At 69.0% G+C, this 13,075-nt stretch carries 18 protein-coding genes; 11 read left to right on the forward strand and 7 right to left on the reverse strand.

Going from position 1 to position 13,075, the window contains the following annotated elements; all coding sequences use genetic code 11:
• Window positions 1–207: 207 nt before the first annotated feature.
• The gene (locus tag Q8N10_RS06165) at window positions 208–954 is read right to left on the reverse strand and encodes a molybdopterin-synthase adenylyltransferase MoeB (RefSeq protein WP_304780436.1); all 747 of its coding nucleotides are present in this window, start codon (window positions 952–954) and stop codon (window positions 208–210) included.
• Between the two features lie 41 nt (window positions 955–995).
• Here Q8N10_RS06165 and hslV point away from each other — a divergent pair, with 41 nt between their 5' ends.
• The gene (gene hslV, locus Q8N10_RS06170; protein WP_304780442.1) at window positions 996–1,544 is read left to right on the forward strand and encodes an ATP-dependent protease subunit HslV; all 549 of its coding nucleotides are present in this window, start codon (window positions 996–998) and stop codon (window positions 1,542–1,544) included.
• Between the two features lie 78 nt (window positions 1,545–1,622).
• On the forward strand, window positions 1,623–2,468 hold the full coding sequence (locus tag Q8N10_RS06175; RefSeq protein ID WP_304780447.1) for a DUF4440 domain-containing protein: 846 nt from the start codon (window positions 1,623–1,625) through the stop codon (window positions 2,466–2,468).
• Here Q8N10_RS06175 and Q8N10_RS06180 read toward each other — a convergent pair.
• Window positions 2,465–2,842, reverse strand: a complete 378-nt coding sequence (locus Q8N10_RS06180; RefSeq protein ID WP_304780449.1) for an iron chaperone — start codon at window positions 2,840–2,842, stop codon at window positions 2,465–2,467. The two genes, Q8N10_RS06175 and Q8N10_RS06180, sit on opposite strands and share 4 nt — an antisense overlap.
• A gap of 112 nt (window positions 2,843–2,954) precedes the next feature.
• Between Q8N10_RS06180 and hslU the strand changes: the two genes are divergently transcribed.
• A complete protein-coding gene (hslU, locus tag Q8N10_RS06185; protein WP_304780451.1) occupies window positions 2,955–4,262 on the forward strand; it encodes an ATP-dependent protease ATPase subunit HslU in 1,308 nt (435 codons plus the stop codon).
• Window positions 4,263–4,266: 4 nt separating this feature from the next.
• On the opposite strand, the gene Q8N10_RS06190 is transcribed toward hslU, so the two are convergent.
• Window positions 4,267–4,740: a DUF2244 domain-containing protein gene (locus Q8N10_RS06190; protein WP_304780454.1), complete on the reverse strand. Its 474-nt coding sequence runs from the start codon at window positions 4,738–4,740 to the stop codon at window positions 4,267–4,269.
• A gap of 93 nt (window positions 4,741–4,833) precedes the next feature.
• Here Q8N10_RS06190 and nth point away from each other — a divergent pair, with 93 nt between their 5' ends.
• Window positions 4,834–5,523: an endonuclease III gene (nth, locus tag Q8N10_RS06195; RefSeq protein ID WP_304780457.1), complete on the forward strand. Its 690-nt coding sequence runs from the start codon at window positions 4,834–4,836 to the stop codon at window positions 5,521–5,523.
• A 7-nt stretch (window positions 5,524–5,530) separates the two neighbouring features.
• Here the strand turns inward: nth and Q8N10_RS06200 are convergent, their stop codons facing one another.
• From Q8N10_RS06200 to Q8N10_RS06210, 3 genes are all read right to left on the reverse strand, one after another.
• Window positions 5,531–6,340, reverse strand: a complete 810-nt coding sequence (locus Q8N10_RS06200; RefSeq protein ID WP_304780460.1) for a peptidylprolyl isomerase — start codon at window positions 6,338–6,340, stop codon at window positions 5,531–5,533.
• Between the two features lie 77 nt (window positions 6,341–6,417).
• Entirely contained in the window at window positions 6,418–6,660 is a 243-nt protein-coding gene (locus Q8N10_RS06205; protein WP_304780463.1) for a hypothetical protein, read from the reverse strand.
• Between the two features lie 45 nt (window positions 6,661–6,705).
• Window positions 6,706–7,263: a DUF6886 family protein gene (locus tag Q8N10_RS06210; RefSeq protein WP_304780466.1), complete on the reverse strand. Its 558-nt coding sequence runs from the start codon at window positions 7,261–7,263 to the stop codon at window positions 6,706–6,708.
• Between the two features lie 87 nt (window positions 7,264–7,350).
• Here Q8N10_RS06210 and Q8N10_RS06215 point away from each other — a divergent pair, with 87 nt between their 5' ends.
• The 6 genes from Q8N10_RS06215 to Q8N10_RS06240 are packed head-to-tail and all read left to right on the forward strand — an operon-like array spanning window position 7,351 to window position 11,426.
• Window positions 7,351–8,340, forward strand: a complete 990-nt coding sequence (locus tag Q8N10_RS06215) for an adenosine kinase (protein WP_304780468.1) — start codon at window positions 7,351–7,353, stop codon at window positions 8,338–8,340.
• A 4-nt stretch (window positions 8,341–8,344) separates the two neighbouring features.
• Window positions 8,345–8,935 carry an imidazoleglycerol-phosphate dehydratase HisB gene (gene hisB / locus Q8N10_RS06220; RefSeq protein ID WP_304780471.1) on the forward strand — a complete coding sequence of 197 codons (591 nt, stop codon included), beginning with the start codon at window positions 8,345–8,347 and terminating at the stop codon, window positions 8,933–8,935.
• Between the two features lie 10 nt (window positions 8,936–8,945).
• Window positions 8,946–9,578, forward strand: a complete 633-nt coding sequence (hisH, locus tag Q8N10_RS06225; protein ID WP_304780474.1) for an imidazole glycerol phosphate synthase subunit HisH — start codon at window positions 8,946–8,948, stop codon at window positions 9,576–9,578.
• Window positions 9,575–10,297, forward strand: coding sequence for a 1-(5-phosphoribosyl)-5-[(5-phosphoribosylamino)methylideneamino]imidazole-4-carboxamide isomerase (hisA, locus tag Q8N10_RS06230; protein WP_304780477.1), 723 nt, complete (start codon window positions 9,575–9,577; stop codon window positions 10,295–10,297). Before hisH ends, hisA begins: the two co-directional genes overlap by 4 nt.
• Window positions 10,297–11,094, forward strand: coding sequence for an imidazole glycerol phosphate synthase subunit HisF (gene hisF / locus Q8N10_RS06235; protein ID WP_304780480.1), 798 nt, complete (start codon window positions 10,297–10,299; stop codon window positions 11,092–11,094). Before hisA ends, hisF begins: the two co-directional genes overlap by 1 nt.
• On the forward strand, window positions 11,091–11,426 hold the full coding sequence (locus Q8N10_RS06240) for a phosphoribosyl-ATP diphosphatase (RefSeq protein WP_304780483.1): 336 nt from the start codon (window positions 11,091–11,093) through the stop codon (window positions 11,424–11,426). The genes hisF and Q8N10_RS06240 overlap by 4 nt, the downstream gene beginning before the upstream one ends.
• A 36-nt stretch (window positions 11,427–11,462) precedes the next feature.
• Here the strand turns inward: Q8N10_RS06240 and Q8N10_RS06245 are convergent, their stop codons facing one another.
• Window positions 11,463–12,101, reverse strand: a complete 639-nt coding sequence (locus tag Q8N10_RS06245) for a hypothetical protein (RefSeq protein WP_304780486.1) — start codon at window positions 12,099–12,101, stop codon at window positions 11,463–11,465.
• Window positions 12,102–12,148: 47 nt separating this feature from the next.
• On the opposite strand from Q8N10_RS06245, the gene Q8N10_RS06250 reads away from it, so the two are divergent.
• The gene (locus Q8N10_RS06250) at window positions 12,149–13,072 is read left to right on the forward strand and encodes a CPBP family intramembrane glutamic endopeptidase (RefSeq protein WP_304780489.1); all 924 of its coding nucleotides are present in this window, start codon (window positions 12,149–12,151) and stop codon (window positions 13,070–13,072) included.
• The last annotated feature ends 3 nt before the right edge of the window (window positions 13,073–13,075 follow it).

Raw genomic sequence — 13,075 nt, forward strand, 5'->3', positions numbered from 1 at the left:
GTTCCAGCATTCGGCCGGGATATTCGGACTGCATGGCGCTGATTTCGTCGAGCGTGGCCCATCCCAGCCGGCGTCAGCACTCGGTCCACGGCGGCCAGGTTGTCGTCCAGCTGTTGGAGGGTCTTGGCCCCGATGATGGGGCTGAGAGCCCGAGATGGAGCTCGACGTGCTGAAGCGCTGCGTGGACTTCCTGGGCAAGGCCTTCGCCTAGGATCCCCGCCCTCCGCAGACCTCGCACTCCGGGTCGGGGCCGATCTTCACCGTTCGGGTTTCGCCGGACAGGCCGTCATAGATCAACAGGCGGCCGTTTAGCGGGTCGCCCGCGCCGGTGAGCAGCTTGATGGCCTCAAGGGCCATCATCGACCCGACCACCCCGGCCAGCGCCCCCACCACGCCCACGGCCGAGCAGGTCTCGGCGTCCGGCGGAACCTCGGGCACCAGGCAGCGGTAGCAGGGGGCGCGGCGGAAGACCCCGACCTGGCCGGTCCAGCGGCCGATGGCGCCCGACACCAGGGTCACGTGCTCGGCCACGCAGGCGGCGTTGACCGTGAAGCGGGTGGTGAAGTCGTCGGTGCCGTCCAGCACCAGGTCGCAGCCCCGCACCAGGCCCCGCGCATTAGCCTCTTCCAGATGGACCGGAACGCGCTCGATGTTGACGTGGGGGTTGAGCGCCTTCAGCCGGTCGGCGGCGGCCTCCACCTTGCAGCGGCCCACGTCGCCCTCGGTGTAGATCACCTGGCGCTGCAGGTTGGAGACGTCGACCGTGTCGGCATCGACCAGCACCAGGGTCCCGACCCCGGCGGCGGCGAGATAGAGGGCGGCGGGCGCGCCCAGGCCTCCGGCCCCCACGATCAGCACCCGGGCGGCCTTCAGCCGCTGCTGCCCCGGGCCGCCGACCTCGCGCAGCACCAGGTGGCGGGCATAGCGTTCGACCTCATCGTCGGAAAAACTCATCGTCCTTGACCTAGACCCCTCGCCTGCTCACATCGGCTCACATGAGCAATCCTAGCAACTTTCCCGACTGGCACGGCACCACCATCCTAGCCGTGCGCAAGGACGGCCATACCGTCATCGCCGGCGACGGCCAGGTGTCGATGGGCCAGACCATCGTCAAGGGCAACGCCCGCAAGGTCCGCGCCCTGGCCGGCGGCAAGGTGATCGCCGGGTTCGCGGGCGCCACCGCCGACGCCCTGACCCTGATCGAGCGCCTTGAAGCCAAGCTCGAGCAGTATCCCGACCAGCTGGCCCGGGCCTGCGTGGACCTGGCCAAGGACTGGCGCACCGACCGCTACCTGCGCAAGCTGGAGGCCATGCTGCTGGTGGCCGACAGGGAGAAAATCTTCACCGTCACCGGGGTGGGCGACGTGCTGGAGCCGGAAACCGGCGTCGCGGCCATCGGCTCGGGGGGCAACTATGCGCTCGCCGCCGCCCTGGCCTTCATGGAGACCGACAAGGACGCCGAGGCGGTCGCCCGGGACGCCATGGCCATCGCCGCCAAGATCTGCGTCTACACCAACGGCAATTTGACGGTGGAAATCCTCTAGCGACCTGTCCAATCCTTCACTTGAGGCGGGCTCGCGGTGGGGCCTAGCTAGGGGGCGATAAGCTGGGGAGCTGTCGTCATGTCCAAAGTCGCCCTCTTCACCCTCCTGGCCTTCGCCGCCGCCCCGGCCTTCGCGGCGCCTGTCGACCCCGCCCCTGTGGTGGCCGCCGAGCGGGCCTTCGCCGCCGATGGCCTGGCGCTGGGCGTGCGCGACGCCTTCCTCAAGCACTCGGCGCCGGACGCCATCGTCTTCCAGCCCGATGTGCAGAAGGTGCACGAGACCTTCCCGAAGCAGGATCCCGACAAGGGTGGCCCGCCCCTGGTCTGGTGGCCGCTGTGGGCCGGGATCGCGCGGTCCGGCGACCTGGGCTTCACCACCGGCCCCTACAGCTATGACGGCCAACTGCGCGGCTATTATTTCACCGTCTGGAAGAAGCAGGCCGATGGCGGGTGGAAATGGGTCTATGACGGCGGGCCGCCCTCCGACGCCTCGAGCGCCGCGCCCCAGGGCTCGCAGCCGGCCTATCTTCCGGTCTCGACCACCAAGGGCAAGCACCCGGAATCGGCCCTCGCCGACGTCCGCAAGGCTGAGGCCGCCCTGGCCGCCGCCGCCAGGGTCGAGGTCGCCGCCGCCTATAAAGCCGTCTTGATTTCCGGCGCCCGGGTCGCCGGCTCCCGCGCAGCGCCTGGCGAAACGCCCGACGCCCAAGCCACGGAACTGGCCACTCGGACCAGAACCATCGACTTCGCCGCCCTGGGCGGGGAGGTCTCCCTGGCTGGCGACTTGGCGTGGACCTATGGCGACGCCGCCTGGGTGCGGGACAGCCAGGCCCGACAGGGTCACTATGTCCGCATCTGGCAGCTTGGCCCCAAGGGCTGGGGCCTGGTCTACGACATGATCCTGGCCTCGCCGCCGAAGGCCTAGCGCTTCTTCTTCGCCGCCCGCGCCGCGGCGGCGGCCTGGTCCTGTTCAATCCGGCGGGCCACGATGTCGGCGATCAGCTGGGGCGGCAGAGGTTTCTCCGGCTGGAAGCGGATAGCGCCCTTGCTGGTCTGGTAGCCGGTCAGCCGATCGGCGAATTCCGCCACCAGGCCACCGGGATAGAGGGCGCAATGGGCCTTGCCGGCGGCGAACCAGACCAGCACCCCCTGACGGCGCACCGCCGGCATGCCGTAGCTGATGCATTCAACAGCCGCCGGCGCGGCGGCCAGGATCTGGCGGCGCAGCACCTCCAGGGCCTCGCGCTGCGCCGCCGGCAGGGTGGCGAGATAGGCGTCGGTATTGGCGGGCGCCGGCATCGGCTCTCTCCAGCTCTGGATCCTGGCCCAAGGACGCATCGGGCCGGCGGAATCCGACTCAGGCCCGCCGCTTCGTCTTGAACCGCCCAGATCGTACCTATCTAACGGCGCTATGACCGAATTCTCACCGCGCGAAATCGTCTCCGAACTCGACCGCTTCATCGTCGGCCATGCCGAGGCCAAGAAGGCTGTCGCCGTCGCCCTGCGCAACCGCTGGCGCCGCCGCCGAGTGCCTGAGGCCCTGCGCGACGAGGTGACGCCCAAGAACATCCTGCTGATCGGCCCCACCGGGGTCGGCAAGACCGAGATCGCACGGCGCCTGGCGCGCCTGGCCCAGGCCCCGTTCCTGAAGGTGGAGGCCACCAAGTTCACCGAGGTCGGCTATGTCGGCCGCGACGTGGACCAGATCGTGCGCGACCTGGTGGAGATCTCGCTGTCCATGGTGCGCGAAAAGCGCCGGGCCGCCGTCCGCGCCAAGGCCGAGGCCGCCGCCGAGGAGCGCATCCTCGACGCCCTGACCGGCCCCGGCTCCACCGCCGCCCGCGAGAGCTTCCGCAAGAAGCTTAGGACCGGCGAGCTGGACGACAAGGAGGTGGAGCTGACCCTGGCCGACACCGGTGGCGGCATGCCGATGTTCGACATTCCGGGCCAGCCGGGCTCGCAGATGGGCATGCTCAATCTCGGCGAGATGATGGGCAAGGCCTTCGGCGGCCGCACCAAGACGCACAAGACCACGGTCGCCGCGGCCCACGCTCCGCTCATCGCCGAGGAAAGCGACAAGCTGCTGGACCAGGAGGCCCTGACCCAGGAGGCCATAGAGCTGGCCGAGAACCAGGGCATCGTCTTCCTCGACGAGATCGACAAGGTGGCCACCAGCCGCGAACGCTCAGGCGGCGCCGATGTCTCCCGCGAGGGGGTCCAGCGCGACCTGCTGCCCCTGATTGAGGGCACCACCGTCTCCACCAAGCACGGGCCGGTGAAGACCGACCACGTGCTGTTCATCGCCTCGGGCGCCTTCCACGTGGCCAAGCCCTCGGACCTGTTGCCGGAACTGCAAGGCCGCCTGCCGATCCGGGTGGAGCTGAAGCCGCTCAGCCGCGACGACATGCGCCGCATTCTCACCGAGCCCGAGGCCAACCTCATCCGCCAGCACCAGGCCCTGCTGGCCACCGAGGGCGTGACCCTGACCTTCACCGGCGAAGCCGTCGACGCCTTGGCCGACGCTGCCGTGGCGGTGAACAGTTCGGTGGAGAACATCGGCGCGCGCCGGCTGCAGACCATCCTGGAAAAGGTGCTGGAGGAGATCAGCTTCACCGCCTCGGACCGTTCGGGCGAGACCATCAGCATCGACGCTGACTATGTGCAGGCCCATGTCGGCGACCTGGCCAAGGACGCCGACCTCTCGCGGTTCATCCTGTAGGGCGCTAGAACCGCGCCCGCCGGGCCGAGTAGATCGCGCCCTCGAGGGCCTTGGCGAATTCGGCCCGCTCGGCGGGGCTGAGCGCCCGGGCCACCGGGGCCTCCTTGCCCGACAGGGCCAGGCGCAGGTCGATCGCGTGGTCGTCCTCGGTCAGCAGGGTGACGCGGGTGAAGGCCGTGGGGCTTTCCCACATCAGCTTCTTCCAGGTCGGGGTCTCCTGAAACACCTGCACCTGGCGGTCGGTGACCCGGACCCGCTCGATCTGCTTGGCCGCGGCGAAGCTGACCAGGAAGGCCACCACGACCGCCACCAGATCCAGCCCCAGGAACATCGGCACGAAGACCGCGCCCATGGAGAGGAAGACCGCGGCCGAGGCGCAGTTGAGCACCGTCAGCACCGTGATCAGCACCACGAACCCACGCCGCGACAGGCTGCGGTTGGGCCGGATCTCGGCGTCCATGAAGACCAGATCATCCATGACCGCGCCAGGTTAGGCGATTTGCGGACGTCCAAACAGGCGCCACGTGCGCTGGGCCTTGGCGAAGCAGCCCGCGGCGTACCATGGTCGGCCATGGCCAAAGCCCCCCGACCCCCGGCGAGGAAGAAGACGCGCGTCAGTCCCGCAGAACAGGCGCGGGTGGAGGAAATCTTTCACCGCTTCCTGTCGCTCAGCGACGATCCGCGCACCGAGCTGAACTATGCCAGCCCCTATGAGCTGGTGACCGCCGTGGCCCTGTCGGCCCAGGCCACCGACGTCTCGGTGAACAAGGCCACCACCGCCCTGTTCGCCGTGGCCGACACCCCGGCCAAGATGCTGCACCTCGGCGAAGAGGGCCTCATCCCGTTCATCGCCTCCATCGGTCTCTACCGCACCAAGGCCAAGAATGTCATCGCCACCGCCCGCATCCTGATGGAGCAGCATGGCGGCGAGGTGCCCCTGGAGCGCGAGGCCCTGATGGCCCTGCCCGGCGTGGGGCGGAAGACCGCCAGCGTGGTGCTGAACGAGCTGCGCATCGAGCCGGCCATCGCCGTGGACACCCACGTCTTCCGGGTCTCCCACCGCCTGAAGCTGTCGGCGGGCAAGACCCCGGACCAGGTGGAGGCCGACCTGATGGCGCTGGTGCCCGAGCCCTACCTCACCCGCGCCCATCACTGGCTGATCCTGCACGGGCGCTACACCTGCGTGGCGCGCAGGCCGCGCTGCGAGGACTGCCCCATCGCCGATCTGTGCCCGTCGAAGGTCCTGTTCGCGGGGTCGTGAGCCTCGCCTAGGGGTCGACGCGGACCGGAACCTCCAGGTCGCAGATGGAGAAGTCCGCCCCCTTGGCGATCCGCGTCCGGCGGACCAGGGCGCGGAACTCGGGACTGTCGTCCCGCAGGATCGAGAGCCGTGGCCGATCGGCGGCCGGCATGTCGGCCGCCACCCGCACCTTCAGCATCCGGTCGGGGGCGGCCGGGGGTTCGCCCACCGATAGCAGGCTGTTGATGTCGCTCCCCACCACGATCCTGCCCCAGACCGTGTAGTCGCGGTCCAGGCGCCGGCTGGAGCCGCGCATGAAGAAGATCTCGCTGTTGCCGGTGTTGCGCGCCTCTTGCCGCCCCATGCCGGCGACGCCCTGGCAATAGGCGCCCCAGGCGCGGATCGCGCCGTCGGTGGACCGCAGCGCCTCCTGGCCCGACACCGTGGCGATGGGGACCGATCCCAGGAAGCCCACCGTCCCGTCGCTCGGCGCGGCCACCGCCCGGTAGCCGGCGATCTTCAGCTTGAAGGTCGCCTCCAGCGGCAGGTCCGGGTGGCGGGAAACCCCGCCGTCCTTGTTGTCGGGATTGCCGGTCTGGTTGACGAAGCCCTCGATCACCCGGTGGAACTGCAGGCCGTCATAGACACCTTCCCGGGCCAGCAGCTTGACCCGGGCCACACTCAGCGGCGCCATGTCCGGGGCCATCTCAACGAGGATCCGCCCCTTGGTGGTGTCGATCACCAGCAGGTTTTCGGGGTCCAGGGGGCGCCATTCGGGGGCCGGTGCGGCGCCCAGCAGGCCAAACGCGAAAAGGGCGGCGGAGAGCTTGCGGATCATGCGATCCAGTGAAGCTTCTCCGCCGCCCCTCGCCAAGCTGATCTTTCGAGAAGATCGGCCTTAACTCGGAAACGCGATCAGGTGATGCGCTTGACGCTCACCGGGTCGCTGCCCGGGAAGCTTTCTTCCAGACCCTCGTCCAGCAGGGCTTCCTGCCGGTCTTCGGCATCCTGCCCCTTGTCCGCCAACTGGTCGGGCAATTCGTCCGCCTCCAGCGGCTCGACCTTGCGGGCGTGCGGCACCTCCGCGTCCTTGATAGCCCGTTTTTCCTGGACCGAGAGCTTATCGTCCTTGGACTTGTCTTGATTGAGAATGCCCATGTGCAGCTCCTCCAAACGCTTTGGCGGACGGTCCGCCTTGGCGACCTAACGTGTGGAGGCGTCAGGAGTTGCCGCCCAACCTTGAGCATGTCGCAGCCGCACCCCGCTGGCGTGCAGGCTGGTGGACCAGACGTCCCGAAGCGGAACCAGGCTGGCCATGAGCCGCAACTCCACCCCGTGCGCCGCCATCATGGCCGGCAGGTCATCGAGGGTCTCGACGGACAGGGGCCTGACGGCGTGGCGCGCCACCCACATGCCGGCGTCGGCCAGATCCTCGAAGCCCTCGACGGGAAGTTCGTAGCGGTAGAGGGGTTCGGAACGCAGGCGCTCGAACCAGGCCCACTCCACATGGGCGATCATCCGCGCGTCGCTGGACCCGAACCACCGCGCCCGGTCCTCTTCCGTGGTGGTCGGCCCTTCCCACAGCACAATGCGGGGGCAGTCGCGGGGGAAGAAGTATAGCGGCTGCGTCACCTCATCGATGGCCCACACCAGCGGGCCGTTCAGCCAGTCGCGCCCCGGCGGCCGCGTCGAGGGGACCCGAACCGGCCTGGGGATAAAGCATCCGATGCCCGGATCGTCGCTGAAATGAAAAAGCCGCATGCCCTATCCTGTGCAAAGCCCCGCTCACGTTGATCAAGCTGGTCTTTCCCTGTAGTCAGCCCGCCTACGTTTCCCCGGAAAGCCCTTATGACCGAACTGTACGACGTCGCCGCCATCGGCAACGCCATCGTCGATGTGATCGCCCCGGCCACCGATGACTTCCTGTCGGCCAATGGGCTGGACAAGGGCGCCATGATGCTGATCGACGAAGCGCGCGGCGTGGAGCTCTACGGCAAGATGGCCTCAGGCATCGAGGCCTCGGGCGGCTCGGCCGGCAACACCATCGCCGGGGTCGCCAGCTTCGGCGGCCGCGCGGCCTATATGGGCAAGGTGGCCAAGGACCAGCTGGGGGACGTCTTCGCCCACGACATGCGGGCCATCGGCGCCCATTTCGACACCCCGCCCCTGACCGACGGCCCCGCCACGGCGCGGTCGCTGATCAACGTCACCCCGGATGGCGAGCGCACCATGTGCACCTATCTGGGCGCCTCGACCGAGTTCGCGGCCGATGATGTGGACGCCGCAATCATCGAGGGCGCCAAGATCGTCTATCTCGAGGGCTACCTGTTCGACGCCGAGGCCGCGCGCCGCGCCTTCGCCAAGGCCGCGGGCCTGGCCCGGGGCGCCGGCCGGATGATGGCCATCACCCTGTCGGACGGCTTTGTGGTGGAACGCCACCGCGAGGCCCTGCTGGGCTTCATCGAGAGCCAGGTCGACCTGGTCTTCGCCAACGACACCGAACTGATGGCGATGTTCCAGACCACCGACTTCAATGACGCCATGGCCCAGATGCGCGGCAAGGTGAAGATCGCCGCCGTCACCCGCGGCGCGGCCGGCTCCACCATCTGCGCGGCCGGGCAGACCTTGGACGTTTCGGCCTATCCTGTGGAAAAAGTCGTGGACACGACCGGCGCGGGCGACCAATACGCAGCCGGTTTCATGTTCGGTCTCGCCAAGGGCCGGCCGCTGAACGTCTGCGGCCAGCTCGGATCGCTGGCGGCGTCGGAAGTGATCTCGCACTACGGCCCGCGCCCCCTGGTCAATCTGAAAGACCTGGCGGCGTCGAAAGGACTCTAAGCCCATGGCCCGCACGGCCGAAGTCGTCCGCAACACCAAGGAAACCCAGATCACGGTCCGCGTGGATCTGGACGGCTCCGGCGTGTCCGATGTCGAGACCGGCATCGGCTTCTTTGACCACATGCTGGACGGTCTGGCGCGATTCAGCGGGATCGACCTCTACGTCCGCACCAAGGGCGACCTGCACATCGACTTTCACCACACGGTGGAAGACACCGGGATCGTCATCGGTCAGGCCATCCGGCAGGCGCTGGACGGCTTCAAGGGCATCTACCGCTTCGGCCACGCCTATGTGCCGATGGACGAAACCCTGACTCGCTGCGCCCTCGACCTCTGCAATCGCCCGTACCTGATCTGGAAGGTCGCGTTCAAGACCCCGAAGATCGGCGAGTTCGACACCGAGCTGTTCAAGGAATTCCACCACGCCTTCGCCATGAACCTGGGCGCCTGCGTGCATCTGGAAACCCTCTACGGCGACAACAGCCACCACATCGCCGAGAGCGGCTTCAAGGCCCTGGCCCGCGCCCTGCGCACCGCCGTCGAACTCGACCCCAAGACCCATGGTCACGCTCCGTCGACCAAGGGCGTCCTGTAGGATCTGATCCATGCAGAATGTCGCCCTGATCGACTACGGGTCGGGCAACCTTCGCTCGGCCGAAAAGGCCCTGGTGAAGGCCGCCGACGGCGCGAGCCAGATCGTGGTCACCTGTGACCCCGAGACGGTGGCCAACGCCGACCGCATCGTCCTGCCCGGCGTGGGGGCCTTCTCGGCCTGCATGACCGCGCTTTCCGAGCGTCCTGGCCTGATCGAGGCGATGACCCAGGCCGTCCGCACCAAGGGACAACCCTTCCTGGGCATCTGCGTCGGCATGCAGCTGCTGGCGTCACGCGGCCTGGAGTTCGGCGAGACCCGCGGGCTGGACTGGATCGCCGGCGATGTGCGGCGGGTCGAACCCTCCGACGCCACCGCCAAGATCCCGCACATGGGCTGGAACACCCTGGTTTCGCCCCACGGCCCCGACCTGATCGCCGGGATCGGTGACGCGCCGATGTATTTCACCCACTCCTTCGCCTTCTACCCGGACGACGAGACAGACGTCGCCGCCTGGGTCGACCACGGCGGCCGTTTCCCAGCGGCTGTCGCCAAGGGCAATGTCGCGGGCGTACAGTTTCACCCTGAAAAGTCGCAGAGCGCCGGGCTTGCCCTCCTGGCGCGATTCCTGGAGTGGCGTCCGTGATCCTCTATCCCGCGATCGATCTGAAGGACGGCCAGTGCGTGCGCGTGCTGCACGGCGACCTGACCACCGCCACCGTCTTCAACGCCTCCCCCGCCGACCAGGCCCGGCAGTTCGTGGAGAGCGGATTCCACTGGGTCCACGTCGTCGACCTGAACGGCGCCGTCCAGGGCCGGGCGATCAATGAGAAGGCCGTCGAGGCGATCCTCGAAAGCGTCTCCATCCCCGTACAGCTGGGGGGCGGCATCCGCTCCATGAAGGACGTCGAACGCTGGATCGAGGCCGGCGTCTCCCGGGTGATCCTGGGCACCATCGCCGTCACCGAGCCCGAGATCGTCAAGGCCTGCGCCCGCGAATGGCCCGAGCAGATCGCCGTCAGCGTCGACGTGCGGGCCGGCAAGGTGGCGACGCAGGGCTGGACCGAGAGCTCCGACCTCGACGCCGTCACCGTCTCCAAGCGCTTCGAGGACGCCGGCGTGGGCGCCCTGATCATCACCGACATCGACCGCGACGGCACGGTGATGGGCTTCAATGTCGAAGCCTTCGGGGCCATCGCCGACGCGGTGAACATCCCGGTGATCGCCGCCGGCGGCCTGGCCAGCGTCGACGACATCGTGCGTCTGCGGGCGCGCAAGGGCGTGCCGATCGCGGGCGCCGTCCTGGGCCGGGCGCTCTACAACGGCGCCATCAACCCGGCTGAGGCCCTCAAGGTCGCCGCCTGATGCTGAAGGTTCGCGTCATCCCCTGCCTGGACGTCAAGGACGGCCGCGTGGTGAAGGGCGTGAACTTCGTGGCCCTGCGCGACGCCGGCGATCCCGTCGAGCAGGCGCGGGCCTATGACGCCGCCGGCGCCGACGAGCTGATGTTCCTGGACATCACCGCCAGTCACGAGCGACGCGGCGCCATCCTCGACGTCATCGCCCGCACCGCCGATGTCTGCTTCATGCCGCTGTCGGTGGGGGGCGGCATCCGCCAGGTGGAGGACGCCCGGCGTCTGCTGCTGGCCGGGGCCGACAAGATCAGCGTCAACACCGCCGCCGTGGAGAACCGCGACCTGATCAGCGCCTGCGCTGACGCCTTCGGCTCCCAGGCCGTGGTGGTGGCCATCGACGCCAAGCACGGCACGGCGCGCAACGGCTCCGGCGGACGCAACGACGGCTGGGAGGTCTATACCTATGGCGGCCGCACCGCGACGGGGTTGGACGTTGTGGACTACGCCGTCGACGCGGTGAAGCGCGGCGCGGGCGAGATCCTGCTGACCTCCATGGACCGCGACGGCGCCAAGACCGGCTATGACATCGAGCTGCTGGCCGCCATGACCGCGGCGGTGAACGTGCCGGTGATCGCCTCGGGCGGCGCCGGCAGCGCGGCCCACATGGTCGAGGCCGTGACCAAGGGCGGCGCCGACGCCGTCCTGGCCGCCTCGATCTTCCATTTCGGTGAAGTCTCCATCGGCGAGGTCAAGCGCGCCATGGCCGCCGCCCACATTCCTGTCCGCCTGACGGAGGCCTTCGCATGAGCCGCTTTTCCGAGACCCTCGACCGCCTCGCCGCCACCATCGAGACGCGCAAGGGCGCCAGCCCCGAGAGCTCCTATACCGCCAAGCTGCTGTCGGAAGGCGTGGAGCGCGCCGCCAAGAAGCTGGGGGAGGAGGCTGTCGAGGTGGTGATCGCCGCGGTCCAGAAGGACAGGGACGGCCTGGCCGCCGAGAGCGCCGACCTGATGTACCATTTCCTGGTGGTCCTGGCCGCCGCCGGCGTCAGCCTGGACGACGTCGCCGCCTGGCTGGAAAGCCGCGAAGGCCGCTCGGGCCTGGAAGAAAAGGCCTGGCGACGCAAGTCGGAGACCTAGGCCCTTCTCCTCTCCCGCTTGCGGGAGGAAGAGCGGTCAGAACGGCCACCAGCTCCAGAACCAGGCGGTGATCCGCGCCCAGAGACCGTCGAAGGACTGGCCCATCACCTTCTCCACCACGCTCTGCGGCGGGGTCGGGACGAACCAGCTGGGGGCGGCGGGCGGAGCGCAGTTCATGCGCATGCCCACGCCCTTCAGATAGCCCCGGCGCACCTCGCCGGCGCGGATCGCGGCCTGGACCTTCTTGTCGTGGCGGGCGGCGCCGGTGAGCTTGCGGACCCAACCCCGGAACGGCAGCAGGCTGCGGCTCTCGCTGCGCAGTTCGGAGATGCCGGCGTCCTTGATCGCCCCGCCCACCTTCTCGGCGCGGGTCCGGGTGTCGGGCGGGGGCGCCTCGTCGAGATCGGGGCCCAGGGCCGCATCCAGCCGGCCGATCTCGCCGGCGATGGGTTCGCAGCGGGAAAGGCCCTCCATGTCATAGGGATCGGCGCGGGCCCGCAGCAGGACATCGGGAATGCCCTTCTGCTTGAGATTCAGGTCCTCCAGCGGGGCCATGGCCGCGTCGCGGAAGGTGTCCTTGTCCTGCATGACGCCGCGGTCGGCGGCCTGGGCGGCGCCCAGCGACAGGGAGGCGAACAAAAGAGTGACGGTGACGGCGAAAGCAGCGACGCGCATGGCGCCACCATAGTCGAGGTGCGCGGGCCGCGCTAACCTGGCCCTTGATGATCCCCGCCCTCGACGTGCTCGCCGGCCGCGCGACGCCGCCCTTCCTCGCGCAGACGACGCCCCGCGACCGAGACGGGCGCCGGGTGGCCCTGATGGCGCTGGCCGGCCCGGTGGCCGCCATCGCTGCGAGCTTCGCGGTGATCCTGGCGGTGTTCGGCGCGGGTCGGGCCCTTGGCGTGCCGCTCAATGTCGTCGGCGGGGAGCTGGGCGACCTGCCACGCCTGCTGAAGTCCAGCGTCTATATCGTCGAGGTGGGGATCGGTCTGGCCGCCGCGGCGGCGGGCCTGCTGCTGGCGGCGCGGCTGATCTTCCGCCGGCCCTTCCGCAGCTGGATCACCGTGGCGCCCCGCTTCCGCTGGCAGGTCCTGGCCTGGGGCGCGGCGGCGGGCGTGGTGGCCATCCTGGCGTTGAGCCTGATCTCGGTGCTCATGCCGCAGAGCGGCGAGGCGCCGATCCTCGACGCGGGCGAGCCCCTGAAACAGCGCCTGATCTACATGGCCGCCGTCAGCCTGGGTTTCCTGATCGCCTCGTGGGCCGAGGAGGTGGTGTTCCGGGGCTATCTGCTGCAGCAGGTGGGCGTCTTCACCCGCCGGGTCTGGCTGGTGCTGCTGATCAACGGCGTGATCTTCGCCCTCTTCCACCTGGAGTTCGATCCCGGCGCCCTGGCGGCGCGGGCCCTGCTGGGCATGGTGTTCGCCTGGGCGACCCTGCGCCTCGGCGGCCTGGAGTTCGGGATCGGGGCCCACGCCACCCAGAACCTGGGGGTAGCGATGTTTGGAGAGGTGCTGTTGCCCACCTCCGCGCCGACCGCCATCAAGCTCAGCGAGCTGGGCTTCGAACTGGTCCTGGCGGTGGTCATCCTGGCCTGCGTCGAGTGGCTCTACCGACGGCGGACCCTGGCGGCCCTGGCCGAGGCCTAAGGC

The organism is Phenylobacterium sp. (assembly GCF_030693625.1).
Classification (GTDB): Bacteria; Pseudomonadota; Alphaproteobacteria; order Caulobacterales; family Caulobacteraceae; genus Phenylobacterium; species Phenylobacterium ferrooxidans.

What these genes read in the sequence shown, in the direction of transcription:
- Q8N10_RS06165 (WP_304780436.1), bottom strand. Translation starts at nt 954, where the DNA reads ATGAGTTTTTCCGACGATGAGGTCGAACGCTATGCCCGCCACCTGGTG.
- hslV (WP_304780442.1), top strand. Translation starts at nt 996, where the DNA reads ATGAGCAATCCTAGCAACTTTCCCGACTGGCACGGCACCACCATCCTA.
- Q8N10_RS06175 (WP_304780447.1), top strand. Translation starts at nt 1,623, where the DNA reads ATGTCCAAAGTCGCCCTCTTCACCCTCCTGGCCTTCGCCGCCGCCCCG.
- Q8N10_RS06180 (WP_304780449.1), bottom strand. Translation starts at nt 2,842, where the DNA reads ATGCCGGCGCCCGCCAATACCGACGCCTATCTCGCCACCCTGCCGGCG.
- hslU (WP_304780451.1), top strand. Translation starts at nt 2,955, where the DNA reads ATGACCGAATTCTCACCGCGCGAAATCGTCTCCGAACTCGACCGCTTC.
- Q8N10_RS06190 (WP_304780454.1), bottom strand. Translation starts at nt 4,740, where the DNA reads ATGGATGATCTGGTCTTCATGGACGCCGAGATCCGGCCCAACCGCAGC.
- nth (WP_304780457.1), top strand. Translation starts at nt 4,834, where the DNA reads ATGGCCAAAGCCCCCCGACCCCCGGCGAGGAAGAAGACGCGCGTCAGT.
- Q8N10_RS06200 (WP_304780460.1), bottom strand. Translation starts at nt 6,340, where the DNA reads ATGATCCGCAAGCTCTCCGCCGCCCTTTTCGCGTTTGGCCTGCTGGGC.
- Q8N10_RS06205 (WP_304780463.1), bottom strand. Translation starts at nt 6,660, where the DNA reads ATGGGCATTCTCAATCAAGACAAGTCCAAGGACGATAAGCTCTCGGTC.
- Q8N10_RS06210 (WP_304780466.1), bottom strand. Translation starts at nt 7,263, where the DNA reads ATGCGGCTTTTTCATTTCAGCGACGATCCGGGCATCGGATGCTTTATC.
- Q8N10_RS06215 (WP_304780468.1), top strand. Translation starts at nt 7,351, where the DNA reads ATGACCGAACTGTACGACGTCGCCGCCATCGGCAACGCCATCGTCGAT.
- hisB (WP_304780471.1), top strand. Translation starts at nt 8,345, where the DNA reads ATGGCCCGCACGGCCGAAGTCGTCCGCAACACCAAGGAAACCCAGATC.
- hisH (WP_304780474.1), top strand. Translation starts at nt 8,946, where the DNA reads ATGCAGAATGTCGCCCTGATCGACTACGGGTCGGGCAACCTTCGCTCG.
- hisF (WP_304780480.1), top strand. Translation starts at nt 10,297, where the DNA reads ATGCTGAAGGTTCGCGTCATCCCCTGCCTGGACGTCAAGGACGGCCGC.
- Q8N10_RS06240 (WP_304780483.1), top strand. Translation starts at nt 11,091, where the DNA reads ATGAGCCGCTTTTCCGAGACCCTCGACCGCCTCGCCGCCACCATCGAG.
- Q8N10_RS06245 (WP_304780486.1), bottom strand. Translation starts at nt 12,101, where the DNA reads ATGCGCGTCGCTGCTTTCGCCGTCACCGTCACTCTTTTGTTCGCCTCC.
- Q8N10_RS06250 (WP_304780489.1), top strand. Translation starts at nt 12,149, where the DNA reads ATGATCCCCGCCCTCGACGTGCTCGCCGGCCGCGCGACGCCGCCCTTC.